This window comes from Sphingomonas sp. 320_CC (assembly GCF_059691795.1).
Genome location: NZ_JCAWAE010000005.1, coordinates 177,650 through 197,411 on the forward strand (window position 1 = coordinate 177,650; position 19,762 = coordinate 197,411).

Genomic DNA, 19,762 nt, shown 5'->3' on the forward strand with positions numbered 1-19,762 from the left:
GAATAAAAGTTGGCATGCTACTTTTCGCTTAGGGCTCTGGTGGGGGCTGCTGGGTCACTTCTGAGTAAACGGCGATGCTCGGACATGAAGCGCCACATAAGCCGCGTGTCTGCGACGCCCCACTCGTGTGTGCCACTCCTCGTCACATAGGAGACTACGTCCGCCCCCGGCTGGCAGCCGAGATAACGACGTTTCATTCTTCCAGACCTGCCAAGTTCAGTTTCGGCGACGCCTCGGCATCCATCAATGTCCGCCCAACGGCGCTCAGCTGCCAGCAACCCATACTGCCAATACCTCGCTCCACCGCCATCAATCGGATTTGTGGTGTCAGCGCCGCCCGAAAAGGCAACGACCGGCATAGGCCTTGTCGGCTGGCAGGTCTTCACGTCAGGTTTCGGAGGCGTCGAGCGATCTGGCGCACCCGCTCTGAGCCCAACCACCGGCGCGATCGCCGCCAGGCGATCAGACAGAACGCAGCCAAGCAGTGAGACCATCCGGCCGCCTCCGGATAGACCGGTTGCGTAAACGCGTTCTGGGTCGGTGCAGCCCTTGGCGATCAAAGTGTCGATCAACGCCAAGATGCGCGCGACGTCATCCGGCGCATCGGCGGGCGGCAAGGTCCCGGCCGTGGTCGGCACGCCTGGTATGTTCCAGGCCAGGCCACCGGAGGGAAGAGTCAGCCCCCCATCCGGCGAGGCCACGATCACGTGGTGGCGATCCGCGAGCTCCATCAATCCCGAACGGTCGAGCTGCTGTGCGCCATTCGAGCCGCTACCATGCAGGTTGAGAATGAGCGGCAGAGCCTTCCAGGACCGGGTCGCGTGAGGCACGTAGAGCAATACCGGACGCGCCATGCCCACCGTCCCGATCTCGATGATCTGTCGCCCGGATGGCGTCAGTTCGCAGCGGGGACGTGCCGCGGATGCTGCGGCGCCGCCCGAAAGCGCGACAATCGCGATCACGCTCCGGACGATCCAACTGGCAAGCTGTGCAGACGCGTTCGTGCGTTTCATAGCCGTATCCGAACCCCGCCCAAGACGCGGCGTTCGAAGATGGCCTGATCGAGATAGAAGTTCTTGAACTGAGCGTAGCGCTCCTCGTTCTCCTGCGTAAGGTTGGTGCCCTGCACGTATACAGTGAAGCGCGGCGTGACGTCGTAGCTGAGTGACGCGTCCAGATAGTTCGTCGGTTTCGTGAAGACGGCCAGATTGTCGCTTCCGGCGGGGGTCAGGCCGTTGAACCGCTTGCTGCGGTAGTTCATCGCGACCCGCCCCTGGAATGGCCCCTTCTGATAAAAGACGACAGCGTTGACCTGGTGTCGGGAGTTGTCTGGAACGGGCAGCGTCCTTCCAAACAGATCGACGTTCGAGCTGCTGCTATCGGACAGCGTGTAGTTCAGCTGCGTGCCGAAGCCGCTGAGCAGACCAGGCAGATAGTCGAAGGTCGTTTGAAGCCCAATCTCCACACCTTTGATGATCCCGCCCTTTCCATTAGCAGGGCGCGTCACTGGTCCCCCCTCGCGAACGACGTCGTCTTCGTCTGGCTGCGCTTCTATGGCCGTGTTCGTCTGTAGGAACGATTTGACGTCGAACAGGAAGGCAGCCACCGACAGGATGCTGTTGCGCGAGAAATACCACTCATAGGAAACATTGTAGTTCGTCGACTGTGGAAGCTTCAGAGATGGGTTTCCGGCGGATCCCGAGTTGAACCGTTTCAGATCCGACGGGAGGGGCTGCCCGTTGAACGTCCGCGAACCGTTGATGACGTAACTGAACGCGAAGCCCTGCCCGAGCGTGGCCAGATCGTAGGTCCCGACGACCTTGGCGAACGCGAACCGCAGTCGCATGTCGCTCGCCAGCTCAAAATTGAGATTGGCATTCGGTAGCCAGAAGTCGCTGTCGTTCTTGTATTTTACGGTGGGCAGCGCGAGCTGGACGCCGTTGTTGGCGTTCAACCCGACGAAGGCGATCCCGTTCGCTGGGTTGGTGAAGATGTCGAGCGAGTTGCGCGCGTAGCGCAATCCGACGTTCCCAGTGAACGGAATGATCAGCTGCCCGCCGACGTCCGCCTGAAGGTAGGCGGCGACGTCACGACTGTTGACGCGATACGACTGGGTCGGGTTTGCGAATTCCCGCGTACCAGGAAACAATGCCTCATTGAACTGCCGGACATCGTTGAGCGCGGTCGGATTGATCGCTGGTAGGGCTGGAATGCCAGTAATGGGACCAAAGCCGGTGGCCATCGTGGTCAGGCCGGGAATGTCGGCGAACTTGCGCACCGGCACGAGGGAGCGGTTGAGCCCGTTGACCCGGTTAATGCCAGTCGCGTCCTTGAAGTAGTAGAGATAAGGCGTCCCGCCGAATGAGATCGGAGACAAGAGCCGGAAAGCGTCGTTGCTGACGTCACGCGTCCCGTATCGGCCGCCGAACTGTAGCTTTCGCAGAAGGCCGTCGTCGCTGACCTGGTAGGCCCCATCAATCCGATACGCGTCGAGCTGTGCTTCGGAGCGGTTTCCGAAGGCCCATGTGGACGTCAGCGAGTAAAGCGCAGGGTTCGTCACGTCGCTCGCGAACGACACCGCAGGGTAGTGGTTGCGGAAGTCGATGCTAGCGAGGACGCTGGGAAGACCGCCCGGATTGCCGTAGACGCAGGACGCCGGCGTCGCCGTGCAGTCGGCGACGCTCGAGCTCCTCGGAACGAGAATGCTTCTGGTGGCCCATGCATCGACGTTGCCGGAGATGTAGCTCGATTTCGAATCCGCCTGCACCCAGCGCGCCGACGCTGTGAACGGGCCTCCGTCGTCGAAGCGCAGTTCAACGTTCGTGTTAAGCGAACGAGCCGTGGTATAGTTGTTGATGGTCGATGTGTGGAAACGGAACAGGTTCGCGTTTCCGACCTCCAGCACGCCGTTTCCGTCGATGATCGAACTGGACTGGTAGGCGTTGTCGGAAAAATTGTTGTGCAGCACGGCCGAAACGCCGGAGTCTCGGTTTCGCAGGCGCGTGTAGGCCAGATCTCCAATGAGCTGGAGCGAGTCCGTGATCTGATACTGCGCCGACGCGTTCGCGCCCAGCCTCTGTCGATTAGTGATCGAGTTGCTCATTTCGAAGGCGACGGGATTGTAGAAGTAGTCGCCATCGGCGCGCAGGGTGCTGTTCGTGATGTCGCCATCGCCTCTCGTGTCGAAACCCGCCGCCCTGTCCGTCGTCTTGCGGATGCCGTTGGTAATCGATGGGCGCTGATTTGACAGCGTCTGGTCGTCGTATGCTACCGCAAGCAGTCCGCCGAACCGGCCGTTGTTCCATCCGACTAGCGCCGAATACTGCTGGCTCCAGTCCTTGGTGCGGTTTCCGTAGACGTGCTGACCCGACACCGATGCGGTCAACCCCTTGGGTAGGTCGAAGGGGCGGCGCGTCTTGAGATCGACGATCCCAGAGACACCGCCGGACAGGTTGCGCGCCGTTGGCGACTTTATCACGTCGACGCCGGCGAAGAGTTCCGATGGGACGTCGGTGAGGTTTGGCTGCGCTCCCGTTATGTTCGAGGCACCTAGAAACTGCTCCCCGTTCAATGTCGTGAGCACCTGACCCAGACCACGGATGTTTAGGGAAGCCCCCTCCCCTGCGGATCGCGTGATCTGGACGCCGGGCACCCGCTGCAGAGAGTCCGCGATGGTCGCATCCGGCAGCTTGCCGATGTCTTCCGCCGCGATTGAGTCCACGATTTGTGCTGCATCGCGCTTGACGTTGATCGCCTTCTGCTGCGCGCCGCGGACGCCCGTGACGACGATATCCTGCGACACGTCCTCCTGTGCGGCAGACGATACCTCTTGCTGCGCCAATGCAGCGTCAGGATGCATCAGAATAGCTGCCGAGCCTGCAAGCAGGCGCATTGCGATGAGTTGTCTGCCTGTGCGCATGGTGTCGTCCCCTGTGTTGATCGCGCAAGCGGGGACGAGCGCCGCGGTTGCCGCAGCGTCGAGTCCTCTCCTGTGACGACCGGTGTCTAAGCCCTGTCTTAGAGTTGCAGAGAAACACACCGAGAAGCCGAGATCAAGACTTATTCAATTTGATTGAATAAATTTAGGGCGGTGCTATTCCAGTCATCGACGATCGATCATGGCTGCCCCGAACTGGTAGGCAGCAAATGGTTTTGACGCCTGAGGGAGGAAGCATGAAGTATTTGGCGGTAGCGCTTGCGGCAACGGCGCTTAGCGGGTGGCAGGTCTCGGCTAGCGAGCCATCAGCCGTCGTGGGCGGTCCCATCAACGTCGACATCGCGCGTGGCGGCGACAGCGTTAAGGTCCCAATCGCGGCGCGATCAGCGAACGCTACGGCTCGAACCGGTGACTTCACACTGAGCGGGTGGGTATTGCCCAAGGACGCTTCGGCAACGGACGCGCCGCTGATGGCGCAAGCTGATCAGGGGAAGGTCGCGTTCGCGCTGAACCTGGTCAAGGGGCGTCCTACCTTCATTGCGGGCTCGACCAGAATTACTGCCAATGCGACGATGCCGGTCGGGCGTTGGACCCATTTTGCAGTGATCAACGATGCCAACGGCCTCGTCCTGTACGTCAATGGCAGAACCGCGGGGCGGGCTCGACGCCTAGAAGGGTTCGCTTCCCAGAGATCGATGACTGTCGCGCCACGCCAGTCCGGCTACCAGACGTTCGCAGGCCGCTTGGCGGACGTTCGCCTGGACCAGTCCGGGACCCCGTCAGCAACGATCGAATCTGAGGCGGGTCGGCTTCCTAATCCGGATCTCATCGGCTTCGCGACGAACAGCCCGAAATGGCCGGTGCAGAAGAAGCAGCAGATCGGTATGGAGGCACCTCAGTCCGCCGATACGCTCCCGAAGTCAGGTGCGCCCTTTTCGGCTCCGATCGCCAAGCCGATTCCGGATCTGCCGGTTCTGGTGAGCGGCGCGGACGGGCACTGGACGCTGAACGGCTGGCGTCTCGTTGCCGCACCGGACATCCACGACGCAGGAGCGGTCGTGTCCAGGGCTGGATACGACGTCAGCCGCTGGCACGTTGCCACGGTGCCGGGAACCGTCCTGACGACTCTGGTAGATCGGGGCGTCTATCCTGATCCTGGTTACGGCCTCAACAACATGGCCATTCCGGAGAAGCTCAGCCGGCAGGCCTACTGGTATCGCACACAGTTCCGCGTGCCAGCGGGAAAAGCCGCGACGAACACGTTCCTCACGTTCAAGGGGATCAACTATGCCGCGGAGATCTGGGTCAACGGGCAGCTCGTCGGCGATGTGAAGGGCGCATTCGTTCGCGGCCGCTTCGACATCTCGAAGGTGGCCGCGCCTGGCACCATTGCCGCAGTCGCCGTGAAGATCCTTCCCCCGCCCCATCCCGGCATCGCCCAGGAGGAGTCCTTGAAGGCCGGTGCCGGCGAGAACGGTGGCATGCTCGTCCTTGACGGCCCCACCTTTGTCGCAGCCGAAGGCTGGGACTGGATACCGTCCATCCGCGATCGGAACATGGGGATCTGGCAGCCCGTGCTGATCGAACAGGTCAGCGCGGCGCGGATAGGCGATCCGCAGATCGTCACGACGCTTCCAAAGCCTGACAACAGCCTCGCGAACGTCGAGGTTCGCGTCCCGGTCGAGAACCTTACGGATCAGCCTGTCGAAACCGTCGTGCGCGCGAGCTTCGACGACGTCGCCGTCAGCCGTTCCGTTCAACTCGCCCCGCGGCAGAAGACCGTCGTCGCGTTCATGCCCAGCGAGTTCCCGCAACTCACCGTCCGGAACCCGCTACTCTGGTGGCCTAACGGCTACGGCAAGCCGAACCTCCACGATCTGCGCATCGAGACGTCGATCGCAGGGAGGAAGTCCGACGAGCGCACGACGCGCTTCGGGATTCGGCAGGTGACCTACGACATGTCGTTGATGGACGATGCGGGAGAGCTGCGTCGGGTCGGCATCGATCTTTCTCGCGCCAGATCGATGGGACAGCATATCGTCGATGGCACTCACGACGGAATCCGCAAGGTCAAGGGCGGCTGGGCCGCATCCTTGGCGCCAGGTGCGCTCAAGTCGGCCGCTGTAACGCGGATCGATGGCGAGGAGGAGCTCGCGCCGCATCTCGTCATCCGCGTGAACGGCGTCCGCATCGCCGCTCGGGGCGGGAACATCGGCATGGACGATTTCATGAAGCGCATCGAGCGCGACCGACTGGAGCCTTTCTTCCGCCTGCACCGTGACGGCAACATGAACATCATCCGCAACTGGGTCGGCCAGAACACCGAGGACGTGTTCTTCGATCTTGCGGACGAATATGGCCTGATGGTTCTCAACGATTTCTGGGAATCGACACAGGATTACAACCAGCAGGTCGACGATGTGCCCCTGTTCATGAACAATGCGCAGGACGTCGTGGCCCGGTATCGGAATCACCCATCGATCGTTGCGTGGATCGGCCGGAACGAGGGTGTTCCGCAGCCGTCGCTCAACGTTGCTTTGCAGTCGCTGATCGAAAAGGAGGACGGAACCCGGCTTTACATGGGCTCCTCCAATAACGTGAATCTTGCCGGAAGCGGGCCCTATGACTGGCGGCAGCCCGAAACCTACTTCACCGAGCATGCCAAGGGTTTTGCGGTGGAACTCGGCACGCCGTCATTCCCTACTCTGGAAAGCTGGAAGCGCGCGATCCCGAAGGAGGATCTCTGGCCGATCAGCGACGCATGGGCCTACCACGACTGGCATCAGGATCGGGGCGGATCGGTTAAGACTTACATGGACGCCATGCGCGTTCGTTTCGGTGAACCAACCAGCCTCGAGGACTTCAGCGGCAAGGCGCAGCTTCTCCAGTATGACTCGCATCGGGCGATCTTCGAAGGGTTCAACGCCGGCATCTGGAAGACGAACAGCGCTCGGATGCTGTGGATGACCCAACCTGCCTGGCCGTCCAGCGCATGGAACATCTTCAGCTCGGACTACGATACGCAGGCGTCCTACTACGCGGTCCAAAAGTCCTCGGAACCGGTCCACGTGCAGATGAACCTGCCGGATCACAAGATCGTGGTGGTCAACAACACGCGCGAACCGCTGCGCGGGCTGAAGGTTCGAGTGAGGATGACCGATCTGCAAGGCAAGGTCATCGCGGATCGCTCTGTGCAGTTGGATGCGCCCGGCGAAGGCGTTTCAGACGCCTTGACGATCGCTCCTGAAATGCTGAGTTCGACTCCGGTGACGCTGGTCAGTCTCGAAGCCGTGGATGCAAAGGGCACGAGTCTCTCGCGGAACTTCTATTGGGAGGGCCGCCAGCCATCAGACCTGAAGGGTATGACGGCGATGCCGAAGGTCGGACTGACGGCGTCCACGACGGCACGGATCGACGGAGCGGAGACAGCCGCTACCATCACGCTTCGGAATGCCACTCAGACGCCGATCATCGAGGCGAAGGCCACGCTTTTCGACGCAGCCGGAAAACAGGTTCTGCCAGCCTACTTCACCGACAACTACGTCTCTCTTCTCCCAGGAGAAGAACGGGTGATCGCCGTGCGATACCCGACGAGCCGCGCGGCCGGACCGGTGAGCGTACGCCTTAGCGGATGGAACGTGACGCCTTCGACGGTGGTGGTGCGATGATGGAGGTGCACACTCAGGACATCCGTGCCGGGGCGGAGCCGACGGCTGAGACGATCCGCGGGGACTGCATCGTCGGGATAGAGCTTGGCGGCACCAAGATCATCTGCACACTGGCCCGAGACCATGACGAAATCGTCGAGACAAGACGGCTTGCAACGTGCGACCCGGTCTCGACGCTCGCCGACATCGAGAGGATACTCGATGGCTGGATGCGAATGCACGATGTGCGGGCGCTCGGCATAGGCAGCTTCGGGCCGATTGAACTGAACCGGTCGTCCGACGACTTTGGCCGCATCGGGAAGACGACCAAACCCGGATGGCATGGCGCCGACGTGGTCCAGCGGCTGATGCGACGCTATGACGTTCCGACCGGGGCCGATACGGACGTGAATGCGGCAGCGCTGGCCGAAGGTCGATGGGGTGCAGCCCGAGGACTTTCGAGCTGGACTTACATCACCGTTGGCACGGGGGTGGGTGCGGGCATCGTAGTTGGTGGGCAAACCGTTCATGGGCTCGGCCATCCCGAGGCGGGACACATGCTCGTGAGGCGCGAGCCTGGTGATGACTGGGAGGGCTCATGCCCGTTCCACGGGGACTGCGTCGAAGGTTTGGTTTCCGGTCCGGCGATAGAACGGCGGACCGGCATGTCAGGTGACGCCATCGCGGACGATCACCCGGTCTGGGAGCACGTCGCGGATGCGTTGGCGACCATGATGCACAACATGCTCTTCACTGTCGTGCCGGAGCGCATCCTGCTGGGAGGTGGCGTCCCATCTCGGCGGCCGTTCCTCATCCCCATGATCCGCAGCAGACTGGAATCGCGGATGGGCGGCTATGCCGGTTCGGACGTCATCGCGGCGCAGCTCGAGACGCTGCTGGTGGCGCCGGGTCTTGGCGACGAAGCTGGTCCGATGGGCTCGCTCGCGTTGGCTTTGGACGCTTTGCAGCAAACGATTGAACCTGGCGCTGTCGCTCAAGCCTGCTTTTCCGAAGTCATCCACGATCAGCGTGGATTGCTTTGATATCGAGAGAGAAAATCGATGAATTATTACCAGAGACGCTTCCGTCTCGAGATCAAGTGCGACGATGCGCCGAACGAGGCTCCTGCGGTGTCCGTTCGAGTATGGAACGTGGTCAACGCCGTCATCAAGCCTCGTTGATTAGGGCCGCAGGTTGCGGTGGCTGATCTAGCTTGCGGGTCCACGATGGAAGTCGGAGCCCGCGACATTCTTTCAGCAGTGGAGACAGTGCGTCATGCTGCACGGGATAAATCTGGAAGTCGCTGCCGAGTGGAACCGGCGGATGTTACTGCAGATTCTTCGAACGTCCGGTCAGAAGACCCGGCGCGAGCTTGCAGCGGTTACCGGGCTTTCCATGCCGGCGATCGCGAACATCGCGGGCCTTCTGATCAAGGACGGCTTCGTTCGGGAATCCGGCCGGACGAGCGGTGGCCGAGGCCAGCCGGCGATCCGATTGCAGATGGTGCAGGATCGAGCGATCTGCGTAGGCGTTGATGTCGGTTCCTCCGCGATGCGCCTCGTTGCCGTCAATCTGGCAGGCCAGGTCGTTCACCGACAAACACAGGCGCGGGATGTCGCGGACGAGACGGAAGTCTGCGCCGCGATCACCGTCGCCGTCGCTGACCTGCTCGCCAGCGGGATCCTTGATGCGAGCAAGGTCATCGGCGTTTCCGTGGCGCAATGTGGTTCCCGGATCGATCGTGCAGATCAGGGTGAAGCGTCTACGACCAACGCGATCGAGAGGCTGGGAGGGCGAGCGGATCAGCATGCCTCGGAAAGCGAGTTTACCTTTGTCTCGAGCTACGAGGCGTTGGCGGCGATGGAGCCATTTCACCGGACCGGTCATGAGATCGGGCGCTTCGGATACGTCCACCTCAGTGCCTCCCCGTTGCTCGTAACGGTCACGGGAAGGTCTACGGGCCATCTTCACGTAGAGGCGAAGCGCATTCCGCAGGGAGCGAAGATCGCAGCGAGGCTTCAAGCAGCGAGCGAAGCGCAGCCAATCGTCGCAACAACGGCCGCAAGCAACGGCGCGGTGGCCGATTGCGCTGGGGATCTGCATCTTGCTCTGCACGAGGCTTACGGCAGGTCCGTGCCCACGACATTATTTGTGGGGGGATACGTAACGGACTCCGTCGCGATCGATCTGGCCACGGCGCTAGGCAAGCTTCGCGGAAGCGGATCGGTGGTATCTCCTGCGACCGAGCCCGATTACGCCGTCGCCATCGGCGCCGCCGCAATGATGATCGAAGATCGCCTCATGCCTCAGGGCGTGCTTTGCCCGAAGATCAACGACGACATCGGCGGAGAGCTCGAGACGCTGGCTAGATCCAACTTCCGACTGGCCACCTGTGAACCAGTCGACCGAGGGGTGGCGAATTGATCGCCTCCATCATGCTGTCGCCGTTGAGTTGTCATTCGGAAGCGCGTGCGGATCGGCATGTTTCCGAACCACGTCTTCAGCGCAAAGTCATCCGCCGGAGTTCGATATGACCCTGCTCGCCGTGCTGGTCGCGGTGGGAGCGCTCGTGCTTCTGATCTCCGTCGTTAAGCTGCATCCCTTCGTGGCGTTCCTGATCGCCGCGATTCTCGCGGCCATGCTGCTCGGGCGTCCGATGGCCAGCATCACGACCAGCTTGAACCACGGCATCGGCGACATGCTGGGCTCGTTGACCGCGATCCTGTGCCTCGGAGCCATGTTCGGTAGGATCGTCGCTGACAGCGGTGCCGCACGGAGGATCGCGGACACGTTGATACGCGTCGCGGGAATGAAGCGTATAACGCTCGCCCTCGCGGCCTCCGGGTTCCTGGTCGGGATCCCGCTGTTCTACAACGTCGGCTTCGTCCTGATGGTGCCGCTCATACTGTCGGTCCAGCAGCGCTCACGCCTGCCTGCGGTATATCTCGGAATACCGATGCTGGCTGGTCTTTCGATCGCCCATGGATTTCTGCCGCCCCATCCCTCCCCTACTGCTCTCGTCGGACTGTTCGGCGCAAACATGGGAAGAACTCTCGTCTATGGGCTGATCGTCGGGGTTCCAACGCTGCTGATCGCAGGGCCACTGTTCGCCCACACGCTGAAGGACATAGTGGCGAAGCCTGACACGTCCCGGCCGGATAGTAGCCCGACAAGTCTTCATGTTCCTGGCGTCGCCGCCAGTTTCGGGGTCGCGCTCTTGCCGGTCGCGCTGCTAGCCGGTGCAACCCTCCTCACGTCTTTCCACGGCATGCGACCAGAAGCGCTGATGGCGGCTGCCGTTGCCGGTGATGCGAACGTAGTGATGCTAAGTTCGCTGCTCGTCGCGACAATTGTGCTCGGCGTCGCGCAAGGTAGAAGCGCTTCCCTTCTGTCCGTCGGGTCCGTCGACGCTATCAAGGACATCGCCGGCATTCTCCTTGTCATTGCAGGCGCTGGCGCGCTCAAGCAGGTGTTCATTGACGGCGGGGCCGATGTTGCGCTGGCCGGCTGGCTTTCAGGACTTCACGTTCCGCCTCTTGTCCTCGGCTGGACCATTGCCCTTGCGATCCGGCTGGCTCTGGGATCGGCCACGGTGGCGGGCCTGACCGCTGCCGGCATGGTGCAGCCGTTGGTGGCCTCCCAGCACGTTGATCCCAGTCTAATGGTTCTCGCCATAGGTGCCGGCAGCTTGATGTGCAGCCACGTCAACGACTCCGGCTTCTGGATGTTCAAAGAATACTTTGGACTGAGCCTGGTGGACACCTTCCGGTCCTGGTCGGTCATGGAGACGCTGGTCGGCGTGTTCGGCCTGATTTTCACTCTCATGCTGAGCCTAATCGTATGAACGATCGGTCCCTTTCGTTTCCATACCCCATGGAACAGACAATGCGGTGGTTCGGCCCGCCTGATCCTGTCTCGTTGTCCGACATTCGACAGGCCGGGTGCACGGGCGTCGTCACGGCGCTGCACGAGATACCCAATGGCGCGGTGTGGCCTGTCGAGGCGATCGCGCATCGCAAGGCGCTCATCGAGCAGGCCGGTCTCAGGTGGTCGGTGGTCGAAAGCCTGCCGGTTCACGAGGCGATCAAGCTTGGCGGCCCGGGCCGGGATGACGCGTTGGCGAACTACAAAAAGAGCCTGGTCAACCTCCATGCATGTGGCGTCACGACGGTGACCTACAACTTCATGCCGCTTCTCGACTGGACGCGGACCGATCTTGCCTACGAGCTTCCCGATGGCGCGTTGGCCTTGAGGTTCGAACCAGAAGCGCTGGCGGCCTACGACATTCATATCCTGCGGCGCCCTTCGGCCGAACGGAGCTATTCCGATCACGTCAGGGCTCGCGCCGCAGTCTATTTCGCTTCGATAGACAGCGCAGCGCGCCACTGCCTGGAGCGCACGATCATCGCCGGACTGCCCGGTAGCGAGGAGAGCTTCGGTTCCGCAGAATTCCTTGCGGCGATAGAAGGCTACGCACATATCGACGCGCAGACGCTGCGCGAGAACCTCTTCGGCTTCCTGCGTGCGGTATGCCCGCTCGCGGATGAGCTCGGCATGCGGCTGGTGATCCACCCCGACGATCCGCCCTTCGAACTTTTCGGTCTGCCACGAGTGGTCGGATCGGCAGACGACCTGGGCAAGCTGTTCGACGCCGTGCCCAACGTCTCCAACGGTCTCTGCTTCTGCGTCGGCTCGTTGGGCGTGGTCGCGCAGAACGATCTGCCTGCGATGATCCGTCGTTTCGGCGACCGTGTTCACTTTCTCCATCTCAGAAACGTGCGGCGCGAAGCAGGTGGCGGATTCCACGAGGCCACACACCTGGGTGGGTCCAGTGACATGGTCGCGATCATGAAGGCCATCCGTTCGATATCGATGTCGGGACGGCGTTCGATCCCGATGCGTCCAGATCACGGTCACCGGATGCTCGACGACCTGAAGAAGTCGGGAAGCAACCCTGGCTATTCTGCGATTGGGCGGCTCAGGGGGCTCGCCGAACTGCGCGGGCTCGAAATCGGCATTGCCGCCCATGAAGGAGAATCGCAGTGAAGCGCATCGTCTTGAAGAGCGTCCTTCTGGCGGTAGTGGCCGGAGGAGCGGTCCCCGGAACCGCGCAGCAGGTCGACTGGGCTTCCCCGCGACTCCAGCAGCCAAAAATGGATGCGTTTGGCCCCTACGATGCCGAGTTCATCGCTGGTGGGGACACCATATCGAAGCGCGCTCAGGGCTATGCCGAAGGCGAGCACATTCCCGCAGGCTCTGCATGGACGATGTCTGCCTGGATTAAACCGGCAAGGCTCGTGCCTGGCCAGGTCGAGGTCGCCGGCGTCGGCAGGCCCGGGGACGATGCTTCGCGCTCGTTGGATTTGGTCGATGGACGATTAAGCTTATCGGTGGGTGGACGATCCATCCGTGGTGGTCGGCCGCTCGAGATTGGCAGATGGCACCACGTGGTCGCAGTCAGCGACGGCGGAACAGCCCGTCTCTACCTTGATGGACGCGAAGTCGGTAAAGGAACCACGTCTGCGTCCTCGCCCGAAGCGCTGATCGTGCTCGGCTCGCGCACGCTCGGCAAGCCAGGCTATGCTGGCCGCCTCGCGGCTTTCGTTGCCGCTCCGCAGGCCTACTCCGCCGAACGGATACGTAGTGAAGCTGCAGTCGTGCCGGACGAGAATCTCGTCCGTTTCGAGACAAACAGCCCCAGTTGGCCTCTTCAGGTACGAACGCAGTACGGCGAGGCCGTGCCGCAGCGCGCCTGGACCCTTCCGAAGGGCACCGCGCCCTTCTCGCAACCTCAGCCCTTCCCCGCGGTGGAAGGCCGCCCGCTGACTCCGGTTCGAGATGGCCTGTTCGCGGTCAACGGCTGGAGAATGGTTGAAGCTCCAAACGTATCGAGCACGCCGGAACTGCTATCGAGCGCTGGCTACGATGCGAGCAGATGGTTTCACGCAACGGTCCCCGGAACCGCGCTGACGACCCTGGTCGATCGTGGGGTCTATCCGGACCCGCGCGTGGGACTGAACAACATGGCCATCCCCGAGCGGCTTGCACGGCAGGACTACTGGTATCGAACCGAGTTCACCCTTCCTCGATCGGAAGAGGGAAAGAGGCAGCGTCTTGTTCTGAACGGCGTCAACTATCATGCCGACGTCTGGGTCAATGGTCGACGGGTGGGGGACGTCAAAGGCGCTTTCGTGCGAGGTCGGTTCGACGTTACGAGCCTGCTGATGCCCGGGAGGTCGAACGCGATAGCGATCCGCGTATCCCCGCCGCCCCATCCCGGCATCCCCCATGAGCAGTCGATGACGGGCGGACGGGGCGAAAACGGGGGCGCCATGATGATCGATGGCCCGACCTTCACCGCCAGTGAGGGGTGGGATTGGATACCTGGCATACGCGACCGCAACACCGGGTTGTGGCAAGGCGTCGAACTGCAATCCACAGGTGCCCTGGTTATCGGAGATCCCGAAGTGTCCACGGATCTGCCCAAGGACGATAACTCGCTTGCGGATGTCTTCATCGACGTGCCTGTGACAAACGTTAGTGATACCACGCTGGATACGACCGTGAGCGCCGCCTTCGACGATGTCTCCGTAGCTCGCCGGATCAGCGTACCGCCCAGGTCGACCGTGACGGCGCGGTTCAACCCATCGGAACACGCCGCCCTGCACGTTCGGAACCCGAAGCTCTGGTGGCCAAACGGATATGGCGCCCCGGCGCTGCACCAACTCAGGCTTGCCGTGGATGCTGGGGGCACGGTGTCCGATCGACGGCAGCTGTCCTTCGGAATGCGGAAGGTGACCTACGAACTGTCCTCGCTTGATCAGCACGGTGACCTGGAGCGCGTCGAGGTCGATCTCGCGGAGGCGAAGCGACTTGGGACCCCGATCATCGACGAGCGGAACGCGGCTCTTCGAAAGGTCCCCAATGGGTGGGCGAACTCGTTGCGGCCCGGATCCGAGCTGTCACCAGCGGTCCGCAAGGTCGTCAGCGACCCGCGCCTTTCTCCGAACCTCGTCCTGAGGGTCAACGGAGTCCGGATCGCGGCGCGTGGCGGCAACTGGGGCATGGACGAGATGATGAAGCGGGTGGAGCGAGAGCGGCTCGAACCCTATTTTCGCCTTCACCGCGACGCCGGTCTGAACATCATCCGGAACTGGATGGGCCAGAGCACTGAGGAGAACTTTTTCCAGCTCGCCGACGAATACGGCATGATGATCCTCAACGATTTTTGGGAGTCCACACAGGACAACAATGCGGAAGCCGAGGACGTCCCTCTGTTCCTAGAGAACGCACGTGACGTCGTCCGACGTTTCAGGACCCATCCGTCTATCGTTATGTGGATCGGTCGCAACGAGGGCGTACCCCAGCCGATCCTGCAGACGGCGTTGCAGGACATGATCTGGGAGGAGGATGGAGGCCGACTTTACAAGGGTTCGTCACGGATCATAAACCTCGGCGGATCCGGACCATACAACTGGCGTTCCCCGGAAGGCTACTTTACCGATTTCGCGAAGGGCTTCGCGGTCGAAGTAGGCACGCCGAGCTTTCCCACGCTTGAAGCCTGGCAGAGGGCGGTCCCCGGGGCTGATCAATGGCCTATAAACGACACTTGGGCCTACCATGACTGGCATCAGGAACGAGCGGTCTCGGTGGCCAGCTTCATGGATGCGATGAAGCTGCGCCTGGGGGAGGCGACGAGCCTGCCCGACTTCGAGCGCAAGGCTCAGCTGCTGAACTACGAGTCCCATCGTGCGATCTTCGAAGGCATGAACGCCGGGCTGTGGAGAACGAACAGCGCCCGCATGCTCTGGATGTCGCATCCCGCATGGCCATCGGCAAATTTTCAAATCTATTCGTCCGACTACGACACGCACGCTTCTTTCTATGGAACGCGTAAGGGGACGGAGCCCATCCATATACAGATGAATTTGCCGGATCGCAGCCTAACGCTCGTGAACACCACCAATGCCTCGTTGCAGGACGTCACGGTCACCGCTCGCATCGTATCGCCCAGCGGGCAGGAACTAGCCACGAAGTCGGCTGTGGTCAGCGCCGCAGCCGATGACATAGCCGATATACGTAATCTCGACGTCGGTAGGGATGGCGGATTGAGGTTCGTCAAGCTCACGGCGACGAGCGCCAAAGGCGGTCTGTTGTCTGAAAATCTCTACTGGGATGCGAGCGATCCGGCAGCGTTCAAGGCGCTCGACGACCTGCCCAAGATTCGATTGGATATCGCGTTTGGTGGCACGTCACCGAATTCCGATGCTGGGATCGACGTCATCATACGCAACACGTCCACTTCGCCCGTGCTCCAAGCTAAGCTGACGCCGTTCGATGCGGCGGGAGTGCAGATACTACCTGCCTACTTCACGGACAACTACGTCTCCCTTCTCCCCGGCGAAACGAGACGACTGCGTCTGCAGATACCGGCTGACCGGAAGCTCGGTGAGCTTCGGGTCCGGGGCTGGAACGTCGAACCCGCGTCGCTTCCCTTTTCCTCCCGAAAGGGCGGCTAAAAACCGGGAGAGAGCGTCGGGTCGACTAGATATCCGAATCCGCCTCCACCTGCCCACCTTCTGCGAATGGCCGGCCAAGAGGGCCTGCCACCCACCTTCTCGATCAAGAACACACACGACATGCCTGCTGAGCTACTCACGACGAAACGAGTGGAGAAACCCTGGGGTCGCCATAGCCTCTACGGGGGCTTCACGGACCCGGCGGAGAACGATGGACCGATCGGGGAGATCTGGTTTCAATCCTCCGAACTGTCCGACCCGGAGCTTCTGATCAAGTATCTCTTCACGAGTGAAAAGCTATCCGTGCAGAATCATCCTTCCGACATGGAAGCTGCAAAACGTGGCCTTCCGCGTGGCAAGGACGAGTGTTGGATCATACTCGACGCGGAGCCAGACTCGACGATCGCTCTAGGCCCTCTGGAGCCCATGACCCGAGAGGATCTGCGCTCAAGCGCGGAAAACGGAACCTTGGAAGGCCGACTGGACTGGAAGCCGGCCAAGCCAGGTGACTTCTTCTACTCGAAGTCGGGTGTCGTCCACGCGATTGGGGCGGGTCTCACGTTGATTGAGGTCCAGCAGAACTCCGATACGACCTATCGCCTGTTCGACTACGGCCGACCGAGGGAGCTCCATCTGGACGACGGCGTCGCCGTAGCGGAACTCGATCCTTGGACGGCGGAGCCCCAAGGCGGGGTCGTCGAACCCGGCCGTGAGATACTGGTCGAAGGCCCGACGTTCGTTCTCGAACGCTGGACCGGCGGTGATCGCAGGATCGATATGCCTGGGAATGCCCGAGGCTGGCTCGTTCCGGTACGCGGCACGGGAAGCGTAGGCGGGATCGCCTGGAAGGCAGGGGAATGTCTTATCGTGACGGGAAACGAGGATCTGGACGCATCGGACGATGCGGATCTCCTGTTCGCCTACCCTGGCGCGGCCCGGATTTGACCGGGTTAGAGGCGAGCGGACGCGACATGTCTCACGTCACTTGGGTTAGACGTGTTGCGTCGCGCAGCGACGATAGTGACGCCCCGCTGTTAGCGGGCCGCCTGATGGGTGCGGCTCGGTGTTGAGCGGGCTTAGGGAGAGCATGGTGTTCAGGATCCAGCATCAGCGGCTCCCGGCCGAGTTGATCGCCGGATGACCAGAAGATGCACTTCGTTCGACGTCGCCGAGGGGGCCGGGGTATCCCAATCGACCGTCTCGAAGGCCCTGCGCGGAAGCGAAGGCGTCAGTATCGAAACCCGCCGACGCGTCCTAGAGGTGGCGGCAGCGCTAAACTATCGACCGGATCAGCGAGCTGTCAGCCTCCAAAGCAGCGCAACGGGACGTATTGCGGTCGTCATCCTAGGCGATCCCGGTGTTCGTGGCGCTCCGATCAACTCGTTCTACATGGACATTCTCGCCCACGTCGCGGCCGCAGCGGCTGACCACGACCAGGAGATGCTGGTTTCCTTTCAACATGACCCTGCCAATTTCTTCGCCAGCTACTGCCAAGACCGAATTGCGGACGGGATCATCGTTATCGGGACCGCAGGAAACTCAGCGGGCTGGAGGTTCTTTTCAAAGGCGCGATCTCAGGGCGAAAACGTCATCTGTTGGGGAAGTCCGGACGACGTCCTCCCAACGCTGAGATGTGACAATCATGCAGGTGCGGCGACTGCTGTTCACCACCTGTTGCGACGGGTCGCCGGCGCATCATCTTCTTGGGCCCAGGTTGGCGTCGCCAACACGCGTATCGAGATCGCCGTTCCGGCTACATCAGCGTCATGAGTTAGCAGCGCCTTCCAGTCTTCGAAGCACAGGCAAGATTGACCGGCACCCGTGAGCTTCAAGGATATGCTGCGACACTGGATCTCGTGAACAACGATGTCTCGTTCGACGCGATCTTCGCGGCATCGGATGGTCTTGCTGTGGGAGCGATGCAGGCGCATAACAAATGCGGTCGCATCATCCCTGAAGATGTTGCCGTTATCGGCTTCGACGGCATTGGTTCCGCACCATACACGGTTCCCCCGCTGAGCACGGTCGAGCAGAACGGCGCCGTTGCCGGCAGTTACCTCGTTGAAGCACTTCTTCGAATGATAGCTGGTGAAGACTATAAGCTGCCAGCCGTTCCTGTAAAGCTGATCTGCCGAGCAAGCAGCTGTGCATCATCTACCAAAAATATTCAATTTATCAATATCAGAAACAGATAATACTATAGGTCTGATCGCTGCCAACCATGTGCCACGAGGATTTGAAACGATGCACGTCAATACAAAGTCTGCTGTAGCGGCGGACGGCGATGCCAGCCATGGCTACGACGCGCCCGACCTGCGCGTGTTCGTGTTCGCGCTGTTCTTCATCTTCGGCGGCATCACCTCGCTGAACGATATCATCATCCCCAAGATGAAGGAGCTCTTCACGCTCGACCACGCGACCGCGATGCTGGTCCAGTCCGCGTTCTTTCTCGCCTATGCGCTGTTCTCGATCCCCGCTGCCGCGATCGTGCGCAAAGCGGGCTACATGCGGACCGCGTCGATCGGCCTCGTGACGATGACCGCGGGCTGCTTGTTGTTCATCCCCGCCGCAGGGCAGGCGAGCTTCGGCATGTTCCTGTTCGCGCTGTTCGTGCTCGGCGCAGGCATCACCGTGGTGCAGGTCGTCGCCAACCCGCTGATCTCGGCGCTCGGCCATCCCAAGTCGGCCTCGAGCCGGCTGACCTTCGCGCAGGCGTTCAACTCGCTCGGCACCACCATCTTCCCGTATGTTGGCTCCGCGCTGATCCTCGGCGGGCTGGCGACGGTCGACTCTTCCAAGCTCACCGGCGCCGCGCTCGATGCGTACCGCACCGAGTCCTCGCGGACCGTCGTGCACACCTATCTCGGCCTTGCGATCGCGCTGCTGATCGTCGCTGCGGTCGTGTGGACCCGTCGCAACCGGCTCAACGAGGAGCAGGACCAGACCGGCAGCATCTTCCACGCGTTTACGCTGCTGAAGCGCCCGCGCTTCGCGATGGGGACGGCGTGCATCTTCCTGTACGTCGGCGCCGAAGTCGCGGTCGGCTCGCTGATCGTCAATTACCTGATGCAGCCGAGCGTGATGGGCCTGAGCGATGTCGCCGCGGGCAAGCACGTACCGTTCTACTGGGGCGGCGCGCTGGTCGGCCGGTTCATCGGCGCCTACGTGCTGAACAAGGTGTCGCCGGGCAAGGTGCTCGCCGGCGTCGCAACGGGCACGCTGGCGCTGATACTGATCTCGGCGAACACCGAGGGCGCGCTGTCGGGCTGGGCGTTGCTCGCGATCGGCCTGATGAACGCGGTGATGTTCCCGACAATCTTCTCGCTGGCCTCGGAAGGGCTCGGCAAGCGTGCCGCGGAAGGCTCGGGCGTGATCGCCACGGCGATCGTCGGTGGCGCGATCATTCCGTATTTGACCGGTATGCTTGCAGATAGCTCGGGCAGCCTACACTTCGCTCTACTGCTCCCCGCCGTCTGCTATATATTGATCCTGGCCTATGGGGTCTATGCGCGGCATTCGGTATCAGGAATGACGGTCTGAGCGAAGGATCGTCGAAGCTCGCTGGTGCTGTATAAGCCAACGGCCGTTCTGTTGGCCTCGGACCGCAGGCCGTCACCTTACCGCTTTTTGTGAAATCCATCAGCGACGTTCTTGCTACA

At 61.7% G+C, this 19,762-nt stretch carries 12 protein-coding genes; 10 read left to right on the forward strand and 2 right to left on the reverse strand.

Annotated elements, in window-relative coordinates; all coding sequences use genetic code 11:
- Positions 1-17: 17 nt before the first annotated feature.
- Both AC59GX_RS19040 and AC59GX_RS19045 read right to left on the reverse strand, forming a co-directional pair.
- Positions 18-1,013, reverse strand: a complete 996-nt coding sequence (locus AC59GX_RS19040; protein WP_497302276.1) for a CE1 family esterase — start codon at positions 1,011-1,013, stop codon at positions 18-20.
- A complete protein-coding gene (locus tag AC59GX_RS19045; protein ID WP_497302277.1) occupies positions 1,010-3,892 on the reverse strand; it encodes a TonB-dependent receptor in 2,883 nt (960 codons plus the stop codon). Before AC59GX_RS19045 ends, AC59GX_RS19040 begins: the two co-directional genes overlap by 4 nt.
- Before the next feature lie 281 nt (positions 3,893-4,173).
- Here AC59GX_RS19045 and AC59GX_RS19050 point away from each other — a divergent pair, with 281 nt between their 5' ends.
- The 10 genes from AC59GX_RS19050 to AC59GX_RS19095 all read left to right on the forward strand — a co-directional run bounded on the left by AC59GX_RS19050 (position 4,174) and on the right by AC59GX_RS19095 (position 19,643).
- Positions 4,174-7,605 carry a glycosyl hydrolase 2 galactose-binding domain-containing protein gene (locus AC59GX_RS19050; RefSeq protein ID WP_497302278.1) on the forward strand — a complete coding sequence of 1,144 codons (3,432 nt, stop codon included), beginning with the start codon at positions 4,174-4,176 and terminating at the stop codon, positions 7,603-7,605.
- Entirely contained in the window at positions 7,569-8,627 is a 1,059-nt protein-coding gene (locus AC59GX_RS19055; protein WP_497302279.1) for an ROK family protein, read from the forward strand. Before AC59GX_RS19050 ends, AC59GX_RS19055 begins: the two co-directional genes overlap by 37 nt.
- A 232-nt stretch (positions 8,628-8,859) precedes the next feature.
- Positions 8,860-10,008 carry a helix-turn-helix domain-containing protein gene (locus AC59GX_RS19060; protein ID WP_497302280.1) on the forward strand — a complete coding sequence of 383 codons (1,149 nt, stop codon included), beginning with the start codon at positions 8,860-8,862 and terminating at the stop codon, positions 10,006-10,008.
- Between the two features lie 106 nt (positions 10,009-10,114).
- Positions 10,115-11,428 (forward strand): gluconate:H+ symporter, encoded by a 1,314-nt coding sequence (locus AC59GX_RS19065; protein WP_497302281.1) that lies wholly within the window; start codon positions 10,115-10,117, stop codon positions 11,426-11,428.
- Positions 11,429-11,469: 41 nt separating this feature from the next.
- Positions 11,470-12,630, forward strand: a complete 1,161-nt coding sequence (gene uxuA / locus AC59GX_RS19070) for a mannonate dehydratase (protein WP_497302282.1) — start codon at positions 11,470-11,472, stop codon at positions 12,628-12,630.
- Entirely contained in the window at positions 12,627-16,103 is a 3,477-nt protein-coding gene (locus tag AC59GX_RS19075) for a glycosyl hydrolase 2 galactose-binding domain-containing protein (RefSeq protein WP_497302283.1), read from the forward strand. The genes uxuA and AC59GX_RS19075 overlap by 4 nt, the downstream gene beginning before the upstream one ends.
- Before the next feature lie 120 nt (positions 16,104-16,223).
- Positions 16,224-17,048 carry a class I mannose-6-phosphate isomerase gene (locus AC59GX_RS19080; RefSeq protein WP_497302329.1) on the forward strand — a complete coding sequence of 275 codons (825 nt, stop codon included), beginning with the start codon at positions 16,224-16,226 and terminating at the stop codon, positions 17,046-17,048.
- A 192-nt stretch (positions 17,049-17,240) separates the two neighbouring features.
- Positions 17,241-17,873: a LacI family DNA-binding transcriptional regulator gene (locus AC59GX_RS19085; protein ID WP_497302284.1), complete on the forward strand. Its 633-nt coding sequence runs from the start codon at positions 17,241-17,243 to the stop codon at positions 17,871-17,873.
- Between the two features lie 38 nt (positions 17,874-17,911).
- Positions 17,912-18,298 (forward strand): substrate-binding domain-containing protein, encoded by a 387-nt coding sequence (locus tag AC59GX_RS19090; RefSeq protein WP_497302285.1) that lies wholly within the window; start codon positions 17,912-17,914, stop codon positions 18,296-18,298.
- 49 nt (positions 18,299-18,347) lie between these two features.
- Positions 18,348-19,643: a sugar MFS transporter gene (locus AC59GX_RS19095; RefSeq protein WP_497302286.1), complete on the forward strand. Its 1,296-nt coding sequence runs from the start codon at positions 18,348-18,350 to the stop codon at positions 19,641-19,643.
- Positions 19,644-19,762: the final 119 nt, after the last annotated feature.

Bases quoted from the DNA above. Each gene is read 5' to 3' on its own strand.
- AC59GX_RS19040 (WP_497302276.1), bottom strand. From the start codon at position 1,013: ATGAAACGCACGAACGCGTCTGCACAGCTTGCCAGTTGGATCGTCCGG.
- AC59GX_RS19045 (WP_497302277.1), bottom strand. From the start codon at position 3,892: ATGCGCCTGCTTGCAGGCTCGGCAGCTATTCTGATGCATCCTGACGCT.
- AC59GX_RS19050 (WP_497302278.1), top strand. From the start codon at position 4,174: ATGAAGTATTTGGCGGTAGCGCTTGCGGCAACGGCGCTTAGCGGGTGG.
- AC59GX_RS19055 (WP_497302279.1), top strand. From the start codon at position 7,569: ATGGAACGTGACGCCTTCGACGGTGGTGGTGCGATGATGGAGGTGCAC.
- AC59GX_RS19060 (WP_497302280.1), top strand. From the start codon at position 8,860: ATGCTGCACGGGATAAATCTGGAAGTCGCTGCCGAGTGGAACCGGCGG.
- AC59GX_RS19065 (WP_497302281.1), top strand. From the start codon at position 10,115: ATGACCCTGCTCGCCGTGCTGGTCGCGGTGGGAGCGCTCGTGCTTCTG.
- uxuA (WP_497302282.1), top strand. From the start codon at position 11,470: ATGCGGTGGTTCGGCCCGCCTGATCCTGTCTCGTTGTCCGACATTCGA.
- AC59GX_RS19080 (WP_497302329.1), top strand. From the start codon at position 16,224: ATGCCTGCTGAGCTACTCACGACGAAACGAGTGGAGAAACCCTGGGGT.
- AC59GX_RS19085 (WP_497302284.1), top strand. From the start codon at position 17,241: ATGACCAGAAGATGCACTTCGTTCGACGTCGCCGAGGGGGCCGGGGTA.
- AC59GX_RS19095 (WP_497302286.1), top strand. From the start codon at position 18,348: ATGCACGTCAATACAAAGTCTGCTGTAGCGGCGGACGGCGATGCCAGC.